Genomic DNA, 16,986 nt, shown 5'->3' on the forward strand with positions numbered 1-16,986 from the left:
AGGCCCCTGCCATTTCAACAGGGGCCATTTTTTTTCCTTCATATTTTAAACTGCAGCTGTGTTGACTGCCGCGTTAAGGTTTTTTCGCGACTAACACCGCACGCAGCGGGGCCGGGTAGCCCTCAACGGTCTTGCTGGGATCGTTGGGATCGAGGAACTCCGCCAGCGACTCGGTGATCATCCACTCGGTGCGGCGCTGCTCCTCGGTAGTGGTCTGGCAGACGTCAACGATACGCACATCCACAAAGCCACACTTCTCCAGCCAGTTTTTCAGCGCCAGCGCGGAGGGGATAAAGTAGACGTTGCGCATCTGCGCATAGCGATCGCCGGGGAGCAGCACCGTGCGCTCATCGCCCTCGACCACCAGCGTCTCCAGCACCAGCTCGCCCTCGCTCACCAGCTGATCCTTAAGCTGCCACAGGTGCTCCAGCGGGGAGCGACGATGATAGAGCACCCCCATCGAGAAGACCGTGTCAAATGCGTTCAGGGCCGGAAGCTGCTCAATGCCCAGCGGCAGCAGGTGCGCCCGCTGGTCGCCGCCCAGCAGCTTGCGCACAGCCTCGAACTGGCAGAGGAACAGCTGAGTCGGATCGATACCTACCGCCAGGTGTGCGCCTGCGCCCACCATTCGCCACAGGTGATAGCCGCTGCCGCAGCCAACGTCGAGAATGGTACGTCCGGCTAAATCAGAGAGGTGCGGAAGAACGCGCTCCCATTTCCAGTCCGAGCGCCACTCGGTATCAATGTCCACGCCATAGAGCGAGAACGGCCCCTTGCGCCACGGCATCAGGTTACGCAGCAGCGTATCGATGCGTTTGATCTGGCCTGGGCTGAGCGGGGTTTCGCTCTCCGCCGTCACGCTGTGCAGCAGATCAAGCCGATAAGGCTGCATCTCTGGCAGAAACTCTACCGCATTGGTCCACTGCTTAAACTGACCATGCAGAGCACCGCGCTGCCAGGTCGCAATTTGCGCGGGCAGCGTCTCCAGCCAGTGGGCGAGGGGGCTTTTGGCAATCTGCTGATAGAAGTCACCGAACTCGATCATGCCGACGCTCCTGCTTTCAACGCCACCAGCGAACCAAAATTAAAGCACTGGAACCAGAGCTCGCTGTGCTCGAACCCGGCCTGGCGCAGGCGAGCTTTGTGCGTCTCCACGGAGTCGGTAAGCATCACGTTCTCCAGCATGCTGCGCTTCTGGCTGATCTCCAGCTCGCTGTAGCCGTTGGCACGCTTAAAATCGTGGTGCATGTTAAACAGCAGCTCGCCGGTGGTAGCATCTTCAAAGCTGAATTTTTCCGACAGCACTAGCGCGCCGCCAGGATTCAAGCCCTGATAGATGTTGTCCAGCAGCGCCTGCCGTTCAGCAGGTTCAAGGAATTGCAGGGTAAAGTTCAGTACCACCAGCGACGCGTTTTCAATGCGGATATGGCGAATATCGCCCTCAATCACCTCAACCGGCGTCGGCGCTTTATAGGCGTCAATATGGCGGCGGCAGCGTTCAACCATGGCCGGAGAGTTATCCACGGCAATAATTTTACAGCCCGGATGGGCGATATTACGACGCACGGAGAGCGTAGCCGCGCCAAGCGAGCAGCCCAGATCGTAGACCTGGGTAGCGGGCTGTACGAAACGCTCCGCCAGCATGCCGATCATCGAGATAATATTTGAGTAGCCGGGAACGGAGCGCTGGATCATGTCCGGGAAGACTTCGGCTACCCGTTCATCGAATGTCCAGTCACCCAGGCTGGCGATTGGCGCAGAAAAAAGCGTGTCGCGGTGAGACATAACGTAAAAATCCGAGAAAACAAAAGTGGCGTATTGTGCGCTAATGCACAGAGAAAACCAACTCCCAGGGCATGAACCAGAGGTTTGCCAGCACCATCAGCACCAGCGAACACCAGGTGGCGCTCATGCCAGAACGCCGCCAGCGCATCAGCTGGTGATGCAAACCGTAGTAGTGCATCAGGCGACCGGCAATCAGCAGCAGTCCGCAGACGTGTACCATCCACGTCTCTGCGCCGTTCATCTCCATAAACAGCAGCAGGATCAGGCCGCCGGGAAGATACTCTACCGCATTGCCGTGAATGCGGATCGCGGTCTGTAGCTCGCTAAACCCGCCATCGCCATATGACACCCGGTACTGCATACGCAGGCGCACAACGTCAAAAGAGAACTTAATCAGCAGCAGAACACCCAGCACGGCATACAGCGCGCTTACCATAGAAACTCCATTTAAGCCCGGAAAGGGTACGTCTCTATGATAGCGCGACTGGTTCAGAAAAGAGAGGATTGTTGCGGAATTGACGGTGCGGAACCCACGGAGGGGACGGCGCGCCGTAGCGCGGCCCACAGGGTATCGACCAGGACCGGGGCTTCGGCAATATCGGGCGTATGCAGAAAGAGATAGGGCGTGGTGCTTTTCTCCCAGAGGGCCAGTTTCTCCAGCCAGACGGCAAACAGGGCGCTGTTCTGCGCCATGTCATCGCTGCCGATAAAGCGCACCATCGGATGCTGAGCCGTGACCACCGCATGCACCGGCACCACGGGCTTCTTGCGCTGGGCTTCAATGACCGCTTCGCTGCGGGGAAGGGCGCTGTGCACCGGACGACTGTCGAGGATCACCCGGTTGACGCCCCGCGCATGCAGGCCGCGGTTAAGCTCTGTTTCCGCATCGCCCTTGGCGAAAAATTCCTGATGGCGCACCTCTACCCCATAGTGAAAATCCTCAGGCAGGCCGTCGAGGAAAGCCCACAGGGCGGGCAGATCCTGCGGCGCAAACGAGGCGGGCAGCTGGAGCCAGTACTGGCCTATCCGCTCCGCCAGCGGGGCCATGCGACTAAAAAACTCCTCGGTGAGATCGCCGCAGTGGCGCAGCCGCGCCTGATGCGAAATGGTGGCCGGGAACTTAAAGCAGAAGCGAAAGGCGTCGGTGGTCTGGGCGTGCCAGCGCGCCACGATATCGGCCTTTGGCAGGGCATAGAGCGTGGTGTTACCCTCCACACAGTTAAAGTGGCGGGCGTACGCTTCGAGGTCGGTGATGCCAAGGCGCACCCACTTCGGGTGCGACCACTGCGGCAGGCCAATGTAGATCATAGCGCGGTAAGGATCTCCTCGGTGCTACGCACCCGGCCAATGCGCGGGAAGATATGCGTAAAGCTGCCTTGATGCTGTTCGCTGCTGGCGGCGCTGCAGGCGTCTTCTACTACGATCAGGTTAAAGCCCAGCTCCCACGCGTTGCGGGCGGTGGATTCAACGCCGATGTTGGTGGAGATACCGCACAGCACGATGGTGTCGATACCCCGGCGGCGCAGGTGTAGCTCCAGATCGGTGCCGTAGAAGGCGCCCCACTGGCGTTTAGTCACCTCGATATCGCTGTCGCGCTTGCCGAGCGCCACCGGATAGTGCCACCACTCCGGCGGCAGGGCGTGGCCACCGATGGGGGCGTCGACGGGCTGCTTGAGCGCCTCGGCGAAATCAGCTGACCAGCCCACGCGTACCATCACCACCGGCGCACCGTTGGCGCGAAACTTCTCCGCCAGCCGCGCGGCGCGAGCAACAACCTCATCCGCCGTATGCGGGCCACCGGCAAACGGCAGAATACCCTCCTGAAGATCGATAACCACAAGGGCAGTTGTTTTCGCGTTAAGTTCTGGCATGTTAGCTCCTGTTATCTACGTCGTTTTGCCCATACAGTAAGCGTAAATGACGTTAATCCGGGGCACAAATTTTGTTAATTTTTGTGAGCGTAGATGAAAAAGTATGCAGTCAGGCTGCAGGTGAAGACTATCACTTAGCTATTTTTAGAAAAGTTATTAATGAGAGTATATATTAAAAGCAATAAACATTCAGTAACTAAATAATTTCTTTGTGGAACTAAAGTGTTATCATAAGCTTTTCTTTATGGAGAGTGAATAATGAAAAATAGCATAAGGGAAGGGGGGGTGAGGCTATTAACTCCAGGCGAAATAAAATTAGCTTTGTCTCTCTATGGATATAGTGTTCGTTACAACAAAGTATGGGTTCATTTTGCAAGTTATCTTCCCTTCAACTTACAAAACCCAGCTCAAGCTATGAGTCCGAATGGAGAAATGTGGTTCAGAAAGCCACGATATGAAAATGATTTCTCTAACCCAAGAAATAATTCATTTATAGATGTTCAACATCTATTTCTTCACGAGATGATGCATGTCTGGCAGCATCAAAAAGGAATGTGGGTAAGAATAAGAGGTGCGTTTTCCTGGGCTGCAGATTATACTTATGATTTAGATAAAAGCAGTTTGCTTGAATATGGGTTGGAACAACAGGCTAGTATAGTTAGTGATTATTGGTTATTAAAAAATTATGGTTTTCAGGGACACAGTAACCTTTACACGCTGAGAAATTATAATCCAGATGAGCCAGTGATAAATTTATTAGCAAAATATAAAAATGTGCTTAAGAGGTTCCCTTTATGAAAAGAATAATAGCTTTGGTTCCGTTGTGTTTGCTGTTAGCAGGTTGTCCTGGGGGAAGCAGAGAAGGAAAAGAGTTAGGTGAATGGAGACCAATCAGCATAGGTACGAACAGCATATGCTTTAGCGTTAATTCTAAAGATGTTTTAAGTCGCTATGTGCTCACCTCTCATGAAAATGGATATCAACAGTTACTTATTGGCGATTTTGCTCACCTCTCTTACCCTGACACCTGCTTTAATCCGAAGTTAAAATCAGGTGCCGATTATGCGGCAAGTTATACTCTAAATAATAAAGTTTATTACTATACGTTTACTATAGACAATAACGGCGGCGTTGTTCCTGTAAAAAATTAATAAGTGCATATTCAGTTCCATGCATTGTGCAAGCAGACGCAGGAGAAAGAAACCTCAATTGGGGGATTGCACGTAAAACGAGCAGGAGAACTGGGCAGAGGCTGTCTAAAAACGTATCTTTGTGCCGACGTAGCGGCTCATCTTGGCTTTGAGTGTCCTGCTGATATCCAGTATAATAGCCCCCTTTTTTCATCCAGTTGTGACATTCAGCTCGCGCTGGGTCGTCGTGGCTGCAAGGCAGGCGACAAACGGCCTGCGGCTAAGTTAAGGGATATCTCATGCGTACAGAATATTGCGGACAGCTTCGACTGTCCCACGAGGGGCAGCAGGTGACTCTGTGTGGTTGGGTCAACCGCCGCCGCGATCTCGGCAGCCTGATCTTTATCGATATGCGCGACCGTGAAGGTATCGTGCAGGTGTTCTTCGATCCGGATCGCGCAGATGCGTTAAAGCTGGCCTCTGAACTGCGTAATGAGTTCTGCATCCAGGTCACCGGCACCGTGCGCCGCCGTGACGATAAAAACATCAACAGCGATATGGCCACCGGCGAAATTGAAGTGCTGGCCTCCGATCTGACCATCATCAACCGTTCAGAATCGCTGCCGCTCGACTCCAACCACGTCAACACCGAAGAGGCGCGTCTCAAGTACCGCTATCTGGATCTGCGTCGCCCGGAGATGGCCAACCGCCTGAAGACCCGCGCGAAGATCACCAGCTTCGTGCGCCGTTTCATGGACGATCACGGTTTCCTCGATATCGAAACCCCGATGCTGACTAAGGCCACGCCGGAAGGGGCGCGTGACTACCTGGTTCCGAGCCGTGTGCACAAAGGCAAATTCTACGCGCTGCCGCAGTCTCCACAGCTGTTCAAACAGCTGCTGATGATGTCCGGCTTTGACCGCTACTACCAGATCGTCAAATGCTTCCGTGATGAAGACCTGCGTGCGGATCGCCAGCCTGAATTTACCCAGATCGACGTTGAAACCTCCTTCATGACCGCGCCGCAGGTGCGTGAGGTAATGGAGGCGCTGGTGCGTCAGCTGTGGCAGGCCACCATTAACATGGACCTGGGCGACTTCCCGGTGATGACCTTTGCCGAGGCCGAGCGCCGCTACGGCTCTGACAAGCCAGACCTGCGTAACCCGATGGAGCTGGTGGACGTTGCTGACCTGCTGAAAAACGTTGAATTCGCCGTGTTTGCTGGCCCGGCCAACGATGCCAAAGGCCGCGTGGCTGCCCTGCGCGTGCCGGGCGGCGCTGCCCTGAGCCGTAAGCAGATTGACGACTACGGCAACTTCATTAAGATTTACGGCGCGAAAGGGCTGGCCTACATCAAGGTCACCGAGCGTGCGAAAGGTCTCGAAGGCATCACCAGCCCGGTGGCGAAGTTCCTGAACGCTGAGATCATCGAAGCGATTCTGGAGCGTACCGGTGCGCAAGATGGCGATATGATCTTCTTCGGCGCAGACAACCGTAAAGTAGTTGCCGACGCGATGGGCGCGCTGCGCCTCAAGCTGGGTAAAGACCTGAGCATCACCGACGAAAGCAAGTGGGCACCGCTGTGGGTCATCGATTTCCCGATGTTTGAAGAGGACGGCGAAGGCGGTCTGACCGCGATGCACCACCCGTTCACCGCGCCAAGCAACATGACCCCGGAAGAGCTGAAGGCCGCGCCGGAAACGGCTATCGCTAACGCCTACGATATGGTCATCAACGGCTATGAAGTGGGTGGGGGTTCAGTGCGTATTCACCGCGGCGAAATGCAGCAGACGGTGTTTGGCATCCTCGGTATTACCGAACAGGAGCAGCGCGAGAAGTTCGGCTTCCTACTCGACGCCCTGAAGTACGGTACGCCGCCGCACGCGGGCCTGGCCTTCGGCCTCGATCGCCTGACCATGCTGCTGACCGGCACCGATAACATCCGTGACGTGATCGCCTTCCCGAAAACTACCGCCGCTGCCTGCCTGATGACCGAAGCACCAAGCTTCGCCAACCAGACCGCGCTGACCGAGTTAGGTATTGAAGTGATCAAAAAGGCTGAGAATAGCTGATGGCATTTAAGTGTCCTGTCTCTGTTCTTGTCGTGATCTACGCCCAGGACACGAAACGGGTGCTGATGCTACAACGACGCGACGATCCCAATTTCTGGCAGTCGGTTACCGGCAGCCTGGAAGAGGGTGAAACCGCGCTGCAGGCCGCCGTGCGTGAAGTAAAGGAAGAGGTCGCCATCGACGTTGCGGCAGAGCAGCTGACCTTGATCGACTGTCAGCGCACGGTGGAATTTGAAATTTTTATGCATTTACGTCATCGCTATGCGCCGGGTGTTAAGCGCAACACGGAATCGTGGTTCTGTCTTGCGCTGCCTCACGAGCGGGAGATTGTGTTCACTGAGCACCTGACCTACCGCTGGGTCGACGCGGTGGATGCCGCCGCCCTGACTAAGTCGTGGAGCAACCGGCAGGCGATTGAAGAGTTTGTAATTAACGCCGCCTGAGAAGGCGCTTTTGGAGAATTTTTTATGGCAGGTCACAGTAAATGGGCCAACACCAAACACCGCAAAGCGGCACAGGATGCCAAACGCGGTAAGATCTTTACCAAAATTATTCGTGAGCTGGTAACGGCGGCGCGTCTGGGCGGCGGCGATGCCGGCTCCAACCCGCGTCTGCGTGCGGCAATCGATAAAGCGCTCTCCAACAACATGACTCGCGATACCCTGAACCGCGCCATCGCGCGTGGCGTAGGCGGTGATGAAGACGCGAACATGGAGACCATCATTTATGAAGGTTATGGTCCTGGCGGCACGGCGGTAATGGTAGAGTGTCTCTCTGACAACCGTAACCGTACCGTTGCCGAAGTTCGCCATGCGTTCACTAAAACCGGCGGTAACCTCGGCACCGACGGCTCCGTTGCCTATCTGTTCAGCAAGAAAGGGGTGATCTCCTTCGAGCAGGGCGACGAAGATGCGATCATGGAAGCTGCGCTGGAAGCCGGTGCGGAAGACGTGGTGACCTATGATGACGGCGCGATTGACGTCTACACCGCATGGGAAGAGATGGGCGCCGTGCGCGATGCGCTGGAAGCCGCTGGCCTGAAAGCTGACAGCGCTGAAGTGTCGATGATCCCGTCCACCAAGGCGGACATGGATGCCGAGACCGCGCCGAAGCTGCTGCGCCTGATCGACATGCTGGAAGATTGCGATGACGTGCAGGAGGTTTACCACAACGGTGAGATCTCTGATGAGGTCGCAGCGACCCTCGAATGAGGCCGTCTGGATCCGTAAAACAGGAGGTGCGTGGTGTCAATCATTCTCGGTATTGATCCCGGCTCACGCATCACCGGCTACGGCGTGATCCGCCAGGTCGGCAGACAGCTTACCTACCTTGGCAGCGGCTGTATCCGCACCAAGGTTGACGATCTCCCTTCACGCCTGAAGCTGATTTATGCGGGCGTGTCGGAGATCATCACCCAGTTCCAGCCCGATTTTTTCGCCATTGAGCAGGTGTTTATGGCGAAAAACGCCGACTCGGCGCTAAAGCTCGGGCAGGCGCGCGGGGTGGCGATTGTTGCGGCGGTAAACCAGGACCTGCCGGTTTTTGAGTATGCCGCTCGCCAGGTCAAGCAGACGGTGGTCGGCATCGGTAGCGCGGAGAAGAGCCAGGTGCAGCATATGGTGCGCACCCTGCTCAAGCTGCCCGCTAACCCCCAGGCGGATGCCGCCGATGCGCTGGCGATTGCCATAACCCACTGTCATGTCAGCCAAAACGCCATGCAAATGAGTGAAAAACGGCTCAATCTTGCGCGAGGGCGGTTACGTTAATCGAAAAAGAGGCTGGATATGTATCCAGCCTTTTTTATATCATAGAGAAAAATTTAGCCGATAGCGCAGGAGCGAAACGTGATAGGCAGACTCAGAGGCATTATTGTCGAGAAACAACCCCCGCTGGTGCTGCTGGAGACCAGCGGCGTAGGCTATGAAGTGCATATGCCGATGACCTGCTTCTATGAGCTACCGGATGCTGGGCAGGAAGCGATTATCTTCACCCACTTTGTGGTGCGTGAAGATGCCCAGCTGCTGTACGGCTTTAACAACAAACAGGAACGTACCCTGTTTAAAGAGCTGATCAAAACTAACGGCGTCGGGCCAAAGCTGGCGCTGGCGATCCTCTCCGGCATGTCGGCGCAGCAGTTTGTCAACGCCGTCGAACGCGAAGATCCCAATGCGCTGGTGAAGCTGCCCGGCATCGGTAAAAAGACCGCCGAGCGCCTGATTGTAGAGATGAAGGACCGCTTCAAAGGCCTGCATGGCGATCTCTTTACGCCAGCGGCGGATCTGGTGCTGACCTCGCCCGCGGGCCCGTCGGCGGACGATGCCGAGCAGGAAGCGGTTGCCGCGCTGGTGGCGCTGGGCTACAAGCCTCAGGAAGCCAGCCGCATGGTCAGTAAACTGGCACGCCCGGATGCCAGCAGTGAAACACTTATTCGTGAAGCGCTTCGCGCCGCGATGTGAGGTAAAGGATGATAGAAGCAGACCGCCTGGTATCAGCAGGCAGCGTTACCCAGGAAGAGATCGTCGATCGCGCGATCCGTCCTAAGCTGCTCGACGAATACATTGGCCAGCCGCAGGTGCGCTCGCAGATGGAGATTTTTATCCAGGCGGCAAAGCTGCGTGGTGATGCGCTCGATCATCTGCTGATCTTCGGCCCGCCGGGCCTGGGTAAAACGACGCTGGCCAACATTGTCGCCAACGAGATGGGCGTTAATCTGCGCACCACCTCTGGCCCGGTGCTGGAGAAGGCCGGGGATCTCGCCGCGATGCTGACCAACCTTGAGCCGCACGACGTGCTGTTTATCGATGAGATCCATCGTCTGTCGCCGGTCGTGGAAGAGGTGCTCTATCCGGCTATGGAAGATTACCAGCTGGATATCATGATTGGCGAAGGCCCGGCGGCGCGCTCGATTAAAATCGACCTGCCGCCCTTTACGCTGATCGGTGCTACCACCCGTGCGGGCTCTCTGACCTCGCCGCTGCGCGATCGCTTTGGCATCGTGCAGCGTCTGGAGTTCTACCAGGTCGCCGATCTGCAGCATATCGTCGGGCGCAGCGCACGCTTTATGGGGCTGGAGATGAGCGAAGAGGGTGCGCTGGAGGTGGCTCGCCGCTCCCGGGGTACGCCACGTATCGCCAACCGCCTGCTGCGTCGCGTGCGTGACTTCTCTGAAGTGAAGCATGACGGAACGATCTCCGCAGACGTGGCCGCCCAGGCGCTGGATATGCTCAACGTTGACGCTGAGGGCTTTGACTACATGGACCGCAAGCTGCTGCTGGCTGTGATCGATAAGTTCTTTGGCGGCCCGGTGGGGTTAGATAACCTTGCGGCGGCCATCGGTGAAGAGCGGGAAACGATTGAGGATGTGCTGGAGCCGTACCTGATCCAGCAAGGCTTTTTACAGCGCACCCCGCGCGGGCGGATGGCGACGGTAAGAGCCTGGAACCACTTCGGTATTACGCCGCCGGCAATGCCATAAGGCATGCCGCAGGTTTTGTAGGCCCGGTAAGCTACTCGCTACCGGGCACGTGGATGCTGCATTCTACTGCGCCGGTTTCTTCATCATGCTGAAAATAAACAGCGCTGCCGCGCAGAGCACCACCGAGGGACCAGCGGGCGTGTCATAGAACGCCGAGAAAGTCAGCCCCCCGGTGACGGCAACCATTCCTACCACCACCGCCAGTCCGGCCATCTGCTCCGGCGTACGGGCGAAACGGCGGGCGGTCGCGGCGGGAATAATCAGCAGGGAAGTGATGATCAGCGCGCCAACAAACTTCATCGCTACGCCAATCGTCAGGGCGGTCACCAGCATCAGCAGCAGCTTCACCCGCTGCAGTTTCACCCCGTCAACAAAGGCCAGATCCGGGCTGATGGTCATCGACAGCAGGCTGCGCCACTGCCAGAGCAGGATGCCAAGCACAATCGCGACGCCCACCCCGAGGATGATCAGATCGTCCGGCGTGACCGCCAGCAGATCGCCAAACAGATAGGCCATCAGATCGACGCGAATGTTCGACATCAGGCTTACCACCACCAGACCCAGCGACAGGGCGCTGTGCGCCATAATGCCCAGCAGGGTATCAATCGCCAGGTGCGGACGCTTCTCCAGCCAAACCAGCCCGCCGGCAAGCAGCAGCGTCACTGCAATCACTGCGTAAAACGGGTTGACGTCCAGCAGCAGACCAAAGGCGACGCCGAGCAGCGACGCGTGGGCGAGGGTGTCGCCGAAATAGGACATGCGACGCCAGACCACAAAGGAGCCCAGCGGGCCTGCGGCACAGGCCAGCATTATCCCGGCCAGCCAGCCGGGCAGAAGTAGTTCAATCATGAGTTTCCATTTCCCCGGCGCAGTACAATACGGCCCTGTAAATCATGGCGATGGTTATGGTTATGGCGATAGATACCCAGCTGTTCAGCACCGCGCGGCCCGAACATTGAGATAAACTGCGGATGCATCGCCACCACCTCTGGCGTGCCGGAGCAGCAGATATGGTGGTTGAGGCACAGCACCTCGTCGGTTTTCGCCATCACCAGATGCAGATCGTGAGAAACCATCAGCACGGCGCAGTTCAGCTCCCGGCGCAGCTGGTCAATCAGATCGTACAGCGCCACCTGGCCGTTCACGTCTACGCCCTGGGTGGGCTCATCCAGCACCAGCAGCTGCGGCGCGTTAAGCAGGGCGCGGGCCAACAGCACGCGCTGGGTCTCGCCGCCGGAAAGCTTTTGCATCGGGGCGTCAATCAGGTGTCCGGCCTGCACGCGCTTGAGAGCCGGAAGAATATCGTCTTTGCGTGTACCCGGACGCAGGCGCAAAAAGCGGCTGACGGTCAAGGGCAGGGTGGCATCCAGATGCAGCTTCTGCGGAACATAACCAATGCGCAGCGCCTTATCGCGCTTGATTGTCCCGGAATCGGCTGCTACCAGGCCCAGTACGACCCGTACCAGGGTAGATTTTCCTGCACCGTTTGGGCCCAGCAGGGTTAAAATTTTTCCAGGCTGCAGCGCCAGCGAAATGTCAGACAGGACGCGGCGTTGGCCGAAGGAGACGGATACATTTTCCAGTGAAACAAGATTTGTCATAGTGTTTAAGGGCTTGCACAAGTCATAGAATGTTATAATATCACATTCCACCCACTTGTTACGATGATTAGTCGCATTATGTTACATAAAAATACGCTTCTTTGCGCTGCAATCTCCACCGCTCTAATGAGCCTGACACTCTCTCCCGCCAACGCCGCCGTTGTCGCTTCGCTTAAGCCTGTCGGCTTTATTGCCGCTGCTATTACTGACGGCGTCACTCAGACAGAAGTATTACTGCCGGACGGTGCCTCTGAGCATGATTACTCATTGCGTCCTTCGGATGTAAAACGCTTACAAAGCGCGGACTTAGTGGTTTGGGTCGGGCCGGACATGGAAGCCTTCATGCAGAAGCCGACCCAGCAGCTGCCGGCGCAGAAGCAGCTGGCCATTGGCGAGCTGCCAGGCGTGAAGCCGCTGCTGATGAAAGGCAGCGAGCATGACGAAGATGAGCATGAAGGTCATGACCACCACGGGGAAAATGGTGACGAACATCACCATCATGGCGAGTATAACATGCACATTTGGATGTCCCCGGAGGTAGCCCGCCTGGCTGCGGTTGCAATCCATCAAAAATTAGTGGAAGTTATGCCGCAAAGTCGAGCCAAGCTTGACGCCAACCTGCGCGATTTTGAGGCACAATTAGCCGAAACCGATAAGCAGGTCGGCACTGAGCTCGCACCCGTGAAGGGGAAAGGGTATTTCGTTTTTCATGATGCCTATGGCTACTACGAAAAACACTATGGTCTGACGCCGCTCGGCCATTTCACCGTTAACCCTGAAATTCAGCCCGGTGCGCAGCGTTTACATGAAATCAGAACACAGTTAGTTGAGCAAAAAGCAACCTGCGTTTTTGCTGAGCCACAGTTCAGGCCAGCGGTCGTTGAATCTGTTGCGAGAGGAACGTCTGTGCGTATGGGGACTTTAGATCCTCTGGGCACCAATATTGCGCTGAGTAAAACCAGCTACGCGCAATTTTTGAAACAACTCTCAAACCAGTATGCGAGCTGCCTGAAAGGAGATTAACGAGGAAGTGAATACGTGCAACAGATAGCCCGCTCTGTCGCCCTGGCATTTAACAATTTGCCCCGACCCCATCGCGTTATGCTGGGGTCGCTTACTGTTCTCACATTAGCGGTCGCCGTCTGGCGGCCCTATGTCTACCACCCCGACTCTGCCCCGATTGTCAAAGCCATTGAGCTGGAGAAGAGCGAGATCCGTTCGCTGCTGCCGGAAGCCAGTGAGCCTATCGATCAGTCGATGCCTGATGAAGTCGAAGAGATCCCCCAGGATGAGCTGGATGATAAAACCGGCAACGAGGCGGGCGTGCATGAGTACGTTGTCTCTACCGGCGATACGCTCAGCAGCATTCTGACCCAGTACGGTATGGATATGGGCGATGTCACCCAGCTCGCCAGCGCCGATAAAGAGCTGCGTAATTTGAAGATCGGCCAGCAAATCTCCTGGACGCTCACCGCCGATGGCGATCTGCAGCGCCTGACCTGGGAGATGTCGCGCCGTGAAACCCGCACCTACGACCGCACGGAGAGCGGCGCATTTAAAATGAGCAGTGAAGTTCAGCAGGGCGATTGGGTTAACACCACGCTGAAAGGCGCGGTTGGCAGCAGCTTCGTTGCCAGCGCCAAAGAAGCGGGCCTGAACAGCGGTGAAATCAGCTCGGTGATCAAAGCCATGCAGTGGCAGGTAGATCTGCGCAAGCTGAAAAAGGGTGATGAGTTCTCGGTGTTGATGTCGCGTGAAATGCTCGACGGCAAGCGCGAGCAGAGCCAGCTGCTTGGCGTACGACTGCGCTCGGACGGTAAAGACTACTACGCTATCCGCGCTGAAGATGGCAAATTCTACGATCGGAACGGCACCGGGCTGGCGAAAGGCTTTATGCGTTTCCCCACCTCTAAACAGTTCCGCGTATCGTCAAACTTTAACCCGCGTCGTCTGAACCCGGTGACCGGCCGCGTTGCCCCGCATAAAGGGGTAGATTTTGCCATGCCGCAGGGCACGCCGGTGCTGGCGGTGGGTGATGGCGAAGTCGTCACGGCCAAGCGCAGCGGTGCGGCAGGCTACTACGTGGCGATTCGTCACGGGCGGACCTACACCACGCGCTATATGCACCTGCGCAAGCTGCTGGTGAAAGATGGCCAGAAGGTGAAGCGGGGCGATCGTATCGCGCTCTCGGGTAATACCGGCCGCTCAACCGGCCCGCACCTGCACTATGAGGTGTGGATCAACCAGCAGGCGGTCAACCCATTAACGGCTAAGCTGCCGCGTACCGAAGGGTTGACCGGCAGCGATCGCCGCGACTACCTGGCGCAGGTGAAAGAGGTTATGCCTCAGCTGCGCTTCGACTAGCGTGCCCTAAAGAAGCGCTATGAAAGCCGGTCGCCCATGGGCACCGGCTTTTTCTTTTGTGCGAAGCCAGAGGTGTCGCTAAACTATCACCTCAATTGATACCTGGTTATTTCTCTGACCCGAGTCTGTCGGCTCCCGGAAGATGCATGGAAACGAAAAAAAATAACAGCGAATACATTCCTCAGTTTGAAAAGGAGTTCCTGCAGCCGCGCTACTGGGGCGCATGGCTGGGGGTTCTCGCGCTGGCAGGCGTATCGCTTATACCGGCCTCGGTACGCGATCCGCTGCTGGGCAAGCTGGGGCATTTAGGTGGACGACTGGGTAAAAGCGCTCGCCGCCGGGCGCAAATTAACCTGCTCTACTGCTTTCCTGAGAAGAGCGTAGCCGAGCGGGAAGCGATTGTTGATAAGATGTTTGCTACGGCTCCCCAGTCAATGGTGCTGATGGCTGAGCTGGCGATACGCGGCCCGAAGAAGGTTGCCGGTCGTATTCACTGGCAGGGCAAAGAGATTATCGACGAGATGCAGCGCAACGGTGAGAACGTGATCCTGCTGGTACCGCACGGCTGGGGCGTGGATATTCCGGCGATGCTGATGGCCTCCCAGGGGCGGCCAATCGCTGCCATGTTCCATAACCAGGGTAATAAGGTGCTCGATTACGTCTGGAATAAAGTGCGCCTCCGCTTTGGCGGGCGTCTGCACCCGCGCAACAGCGGGATCAAACCCTTTATTCAATCCATACGCCAGGGCTACTGGGGTTACTACCTGCCCGATCAGGATCATGGCGCGGAGCAGAGCGAGTTCGTCGACTTCTTTGCGACCTATAAAGCGACGCTGCCTGCCGTTGGCCGCCTGATGAAAGTCTGCCGCGCCCGCGTTGTGCCGCTGTTCCCGGTTTATGACAGCAAGACGCATAGCCTGACGATCGTGGTCAGGCCGCCCATGGACGATCTGCTGGACGCTGACGATAACACCATCGCCAGACGGATGAATGAAGAGGTAGAGCATCTCGTCAGTCCGAATCCGGAGCAGTACACCTGGATCCTAAAACTGCTTAAGACACGCAGGCCGGGCGAACAGGAGCCCTACAAGCGTAAAGAGCTGTTTCCGAGGAAATAGCAGACGAAAAAAAACCTCTCACCTGTGAGAGGTTTTTTATTAACCCGGGTGGATTTTATTCCACGGTCAGGATGCGGGTGGTGTTGGTGGTACCGATGGTGCCCATCACATCGCCCTGGGTCACGATAACCAGATCGCCGGAGATCAGATAGCCCTTGTCGCGCAGCAGATTGACCGCATCGTGGGCAGCGGCCACGCCGTCGTTGTTGCTGTCGAAGTACACCGGGGTGACACCACGGTAGAGTGCCGTCAGGTTCAGGGTGCGCTCATGGCGTGACATGGCGAAGATCGGCAGACCGGAGCTGATGCGCGAGGTCATCAGCGCGGTACGGCCCGACTCGGTCATGGTGATAATGGCGGTCACACCCTTCAGGTGGTTTGCGGCATACATCGCTGACATCGCAATGGCCTCTTCCACGTTCTCGAACTGGATATCGAGGCGGTGTTTAGAGACGTTGATGCTGGGGATCTTCTCGGCACCCAGGCAGACGCGGGCCATCGCGGCCACGGTTTCCGCAGGATACTGGCCAGCAGCGGTCTCGGCAGAGAGCATCACGGCATCGGTACCATCCAGCACGGCGTTGGCGACGTCCATCACTTCGGCACGGGTTGGCATCGGGTTGGTGATCATCGACTCCATCATCTGGGTCGCGGTGATCACCGAGCGGTTAAGCTGGCGTGCGCGGCGGATCAGCGCCTTCTGAATGCCCACCAGCTCCGGGTCGCCAATCTCAACGCCGAGGTCGCCACGGGCCACCATCACCACGTCAGAGGCGAGGATCACGTCGTCCATAGCGTCCTGGTCACAGACGGCTTCCGCACGCTCAACCTTGGCAACGATTTTGGCATCGCAGCCTGCATCACGCGCCAGGCGGCGCGCGTAGTTCAGGTCTTCTCCGCAGCGCGGGAAGGAGACGGCCAGATAATCAACGCCAATCTGCGCAGCGGTGACGATATCGGCTTTGTCTTTGTCGGTCAGCGCCTCGGCGGAGAGACCGCCGCCCAGCTTGTTGATGCCTTTGTTATTCGACAGTGGACCGCCAACGGTCACTTCGGTAAAGACCTTCATGCCCTGAACTTCAATGACCTTCAGCTGTACGCGACCGTCGTCGAGCAGAAGAATGTCGCCGGGAACCACGTCCGCAGGCAGGCCTTTATAGTCAATGCCGACGCGCTCTTTATCACCTTCGCCTTTACCGAGATTGGCATCAAGCAGGAACTTGTCGCCAATGTTGAGGAATACCTTCCCCTCTTTAAAGGTCGATACACGAATTTTTGGACCCTGCAGGTCACCAAGAATAGCAACATGACGTCCCAGTTTTGCCGCAATCTCGCGCACTTTATCTGCACGCAGCTTGTGATCTTCTGGCGTGCCGTGGGAGAAGTTCATACGTACCACGTTAGCGCCAGCAGCGATGATCTTTTCGAGGTTATTATCGCGGTCGGTAGCTGGACCCAGGGTGGTAACGATTTTAGTTCTGCGAAGCCTTCTGGACATGTATTACTCCGTTGACTGAAACAACCAGGTGTTGCGTGAATATGAATTCGGCAGTTCTGCGCGCCGATTTGG

Annotated in this window: 19 protein-coding genes; 11 read left to right on the forward strand and 8 right to left on the reverse strand. The window is 56.8% G+C overall.

Going from position 1 to position 16,986, the window contains the following annotated elements:
• Positions 1–73: 73 nt before the first annotated feature.
• From cmoB to WFN61_RS12335, 5 genes are read right to left on the reverse strand one after another with little or no spacing between them, the layout of a single operon-like run.
• On the reverse strand, positions 74–1,045 hold the full coding sequence (gene cmoB / locus WFN61_RS12315; protein ID WP_144818591.1) for a tRNA 5-methoxyuridine(34)/uridine 5-oxyacetic acid(34) synthase CmoB: 972 nt from the start codon (positions 1,043–1,045) through the stop codon (positions 74–76).
• Positions 1,042–1,785, reverse strand: a complete 744-nt coding sequence (gene cmoA, locus WFN61_RS12320) for a carboxy-S-adenosyl-L-methionine synthase CmoA (RefSeq protein WP_144818593.1) — start codon at positions 1,783–1,785, stop codon at positions 1,042–1,044. The genes cmoB and cmoA overlap by 4 nt, the downstream gene beginning before the upstream one ends.
• 40 nt (positions 1,786–1,825) lie before the next feature.
• On the reverse strand, positions 1,826–2,221 hold the full coding sequence (locus WFN61_RS12325) for an MAPEG family protein (protein WP_103819295.1): 396 nt from the start codon (positions 2,219–2,221) through the stop codon (positions 1,826–1,828).
• Positions 2,222–2,274: 53 nt separating this feature from the next.
• On the reverse strand, positions 2,275–3,093 hold the full coding sequence (locus WFN61_RS12330) for a DUF72 domain-containing protein (RefSeq protein ID WP_312633466.1): 819 nt from the start codon (positions 3,091–3,093) through the stop codon (positions 2,275–2,277).
• Entirely contained in the window at positions 3,090–3,656 is a 567-nt protein-coding gene (locus WFN61_RS12335; protein ID WP_337038724.1) for a hydrolase, read from the reverse strand. Before WFN61_RS12335 ends, WFN61_RS12330 begins: the two co-directional genes overlap by 4 nt.
• Before the next feature lie 258 nt (positions 3,657–3,914).
• Here WFN61_RS12335 and WFN61_RS12340 point away from each other — a divergent pair, with 258 nt between their 5' ends.
• The 8 genes from WFN61_RS12340 (at position 3,915) to ruvB (ending at position 10,333) form a co-directional block, all read left to right on the forward strand.
• Complete coding sequence (locus tag WFN61_RS12340; RefSeq protein ID WP_238085035.1) at positions 3,915–4,454, forward strand: type IV secretion protein Rhs; 540 nt, start codon at positions 3,915–3,917, stop codon at positions 4,452–4,454.
• The gene (locus WFN61_RS12345; protein ID WP_257757939.1) at positions 4,451–4,807 is read left to right on the forward strand and encodes a putative T6SS immunity periplasmic lipoprotein; all 357 of its coding nucleotides are present in this window, start codon (positions 4,451–4,453) and stop codon (positions 4,805–4,807) included. The genes WFN61_RS12340 and WFN61_RS12345 overlap by 4 nt, the downstream gene beginning before the upstream one ends.
• Before the next feature lie 278 nt (positions 4,808–5,085).
• Positions 5,086–6,858 carry an aspartate--tRNA ligase gene (gene aspS / locus WFN61_RS12350; RefSeq protein ID WP_257757937.1) on the forward strand — a complete coding sequence of 591 codons (1,773 nt, stop codon included), beginning with the start codon at positions 5,086–5,088 and terminating at the stop codon, positions 6,856–6,858.
• The gene (gene nudB, locus WFN61_RS12355) at positions 6,858–7,301 is read left to right on the forward strand and encodes a dihydroneopterin triphosphate diphosphatase (RefSeq protein ID WP_144818601.1); all 444 of its coding nucleotides are present in this window, start codon (positions 6,858–6,860) and stop codon (positions 7,299–7,301) included. Before aspS ends, nudB begins: the two co-directional genes overlap by 1 nt.
• Before the next feature lie 24 nt (positions 7,302–7,325).
• Positions 7,326–8,069, forward strand: a complete 744-nt coding sequence (locus WFN61_RS12360; protein ID WP_042391358.1) for a YebC/PmpR family DNA-binding transcriptional regulator — start codon at positions 7,326–7,328, stop codon at positions 8,067–8,069.
• A 33-nt stretch (positions 8,070–8,102) separates the two neighbouring features.
• Entirely contained in the window at positions 8,103–8,624 is a 522-nt protein-coding gene (gene ruvC / locus WFN61_RS12365; RefSeq protein WP_042391357.1) for a crossover junction endodeoxyribonuclease RuvC, read from the forward strand.
• Positions 8,625–8,702: 78 nt separating this feature from the next.
• Positions 8,703–9,314: a Holliday junction branch migration protein RuvA gene (ruvA, locus tag WFN61_RS12370; protein ID WP_144818603.1), complete on the forward strand. Its 612-nt coding sequence runs from the start codon at positions 8,703–8,705 to the stop codon at positions 9,312–9,314.
• 8 nt (positions 9,315–9,322) lie between these two features.
• On the forward strand, positions 9,323–10,333 hold the full coding sequence (gene ruvB / locus WFN61_RS12375) for a Holliday junction branch migration DNA helicase RuvB (protein WP_144818605.1): 1,011 nt from the start codon (positions 9,323–9,325) through the stop codon (positions 10,331–10,333).
• Positions 10,334–10,396: 63 nt separating this feature from the next.
• On the opposite strand, the gene znuB is transcribed toward ruvB, so the two are convergent.
• Both znuB and znuC read right to left on the reverse strand, forming a co-directional pair.
• Positions 10,397–11,182 (reverse strand): zinc ABC transporter permease subunit ZnuB, encoded by a 786-nt coding sequence (gene znuB / locus WFN61_RS12380; protein ID WP_257757933.1) that lies wholly within the window; start codon positions 11,180–11,182, stop codon positions 10,397–10,399.
• Positions 11,179–11,934 (reverse strand): zinc ABC transporter ATP-binding protein ZnuC, encoded by a 756-nt coding sequence (gene znuC, locus WFN61_RS12385; RefSeq protein WP_144818609.1) that lies wholly within the window; start codon positions 11,932–11,934, stop codon positions 11,179–11,181. The genes znuB and znuC overlap by 4 nt, the downstream gene beginning before the upstream one ends.
• 78 nt (positions 11,935–12,012) lie before the next feature.
• Between znuC and znuA the strand changes: the two genes are divergently transcribed.
• The 3 genes from znuA (at position 12,013) to lpxM (ending at position 15,416) form a co-directional block, all read left to right on the forward strand.
• The gene (gene znuA / locus WFN61_RS12390; protein ID WP_337038725.1) at positions 12,013–12,957 is read left to right on the forward strand and encodes a zinc ABC transporter substrate-binding protein ZnuA; all 945 of its coding nucleotides are present in this window, start codon (positions 12,013–12,015) and stop codon (positions 12,955–12,957) included.
• A gap of 15 nt (positions 12,958–12,972) precedes the next feature.
• Positions 12,973–14,298 carry a murein DD-endopeptidase MepM gene (gene mepM, locus WFN61_RS12395; protein ID WP_144818613.1) on the forward strand — a complete coding sequence of 442 codons (1,326 nt, stop codon included), beginning with the start codon at positions 12,973–12,975 and terminating at the stop codon, positions 14,296–14,298.
• A gap of 146 nt (positions 14,299–14,444) precedes the next feature.
• A complete protein-coding gene (gene lpxM, locus WFN61_RS12400) occupies positions 14,445–15,416 on the forward strand; it encodes a lauroyl-Kdo(2)-lipid IV(A) myristoyltransferase (protein WP_257757929.1) in 972 nt (323 codons plus the stop codon).
• A 55-nt stretch (positions 15,417–15,471) separates the two neighbouring features.
• Here the strand turns inward: lpxM and pyk are convergent, their stop codons facing one another.
• On the reverse strand, positions 15,472–16,914 hold the full coding sequence (pyk, locus tag WFN61_RS12405) for a pyruvate kinase (protein WP_257757927.1): 1,443 nt from the start codon (positions 16,912–16,914) through the stop codon (positions 15,472–15,474).
• Positions 16,915–16,986 lie beyond the last annotated feature (72 nt).

It is taken from the genome of Pseudescherichia sp. AS216 (assembly GCF_037152055.1).
In the GTDB taxonomy this organism is placed as follows: Bacteria; Pseudomonadota; Gammaproteobacteria; order Enterobacterales; family Enterobacteriaceae; genus Pseudescherichia.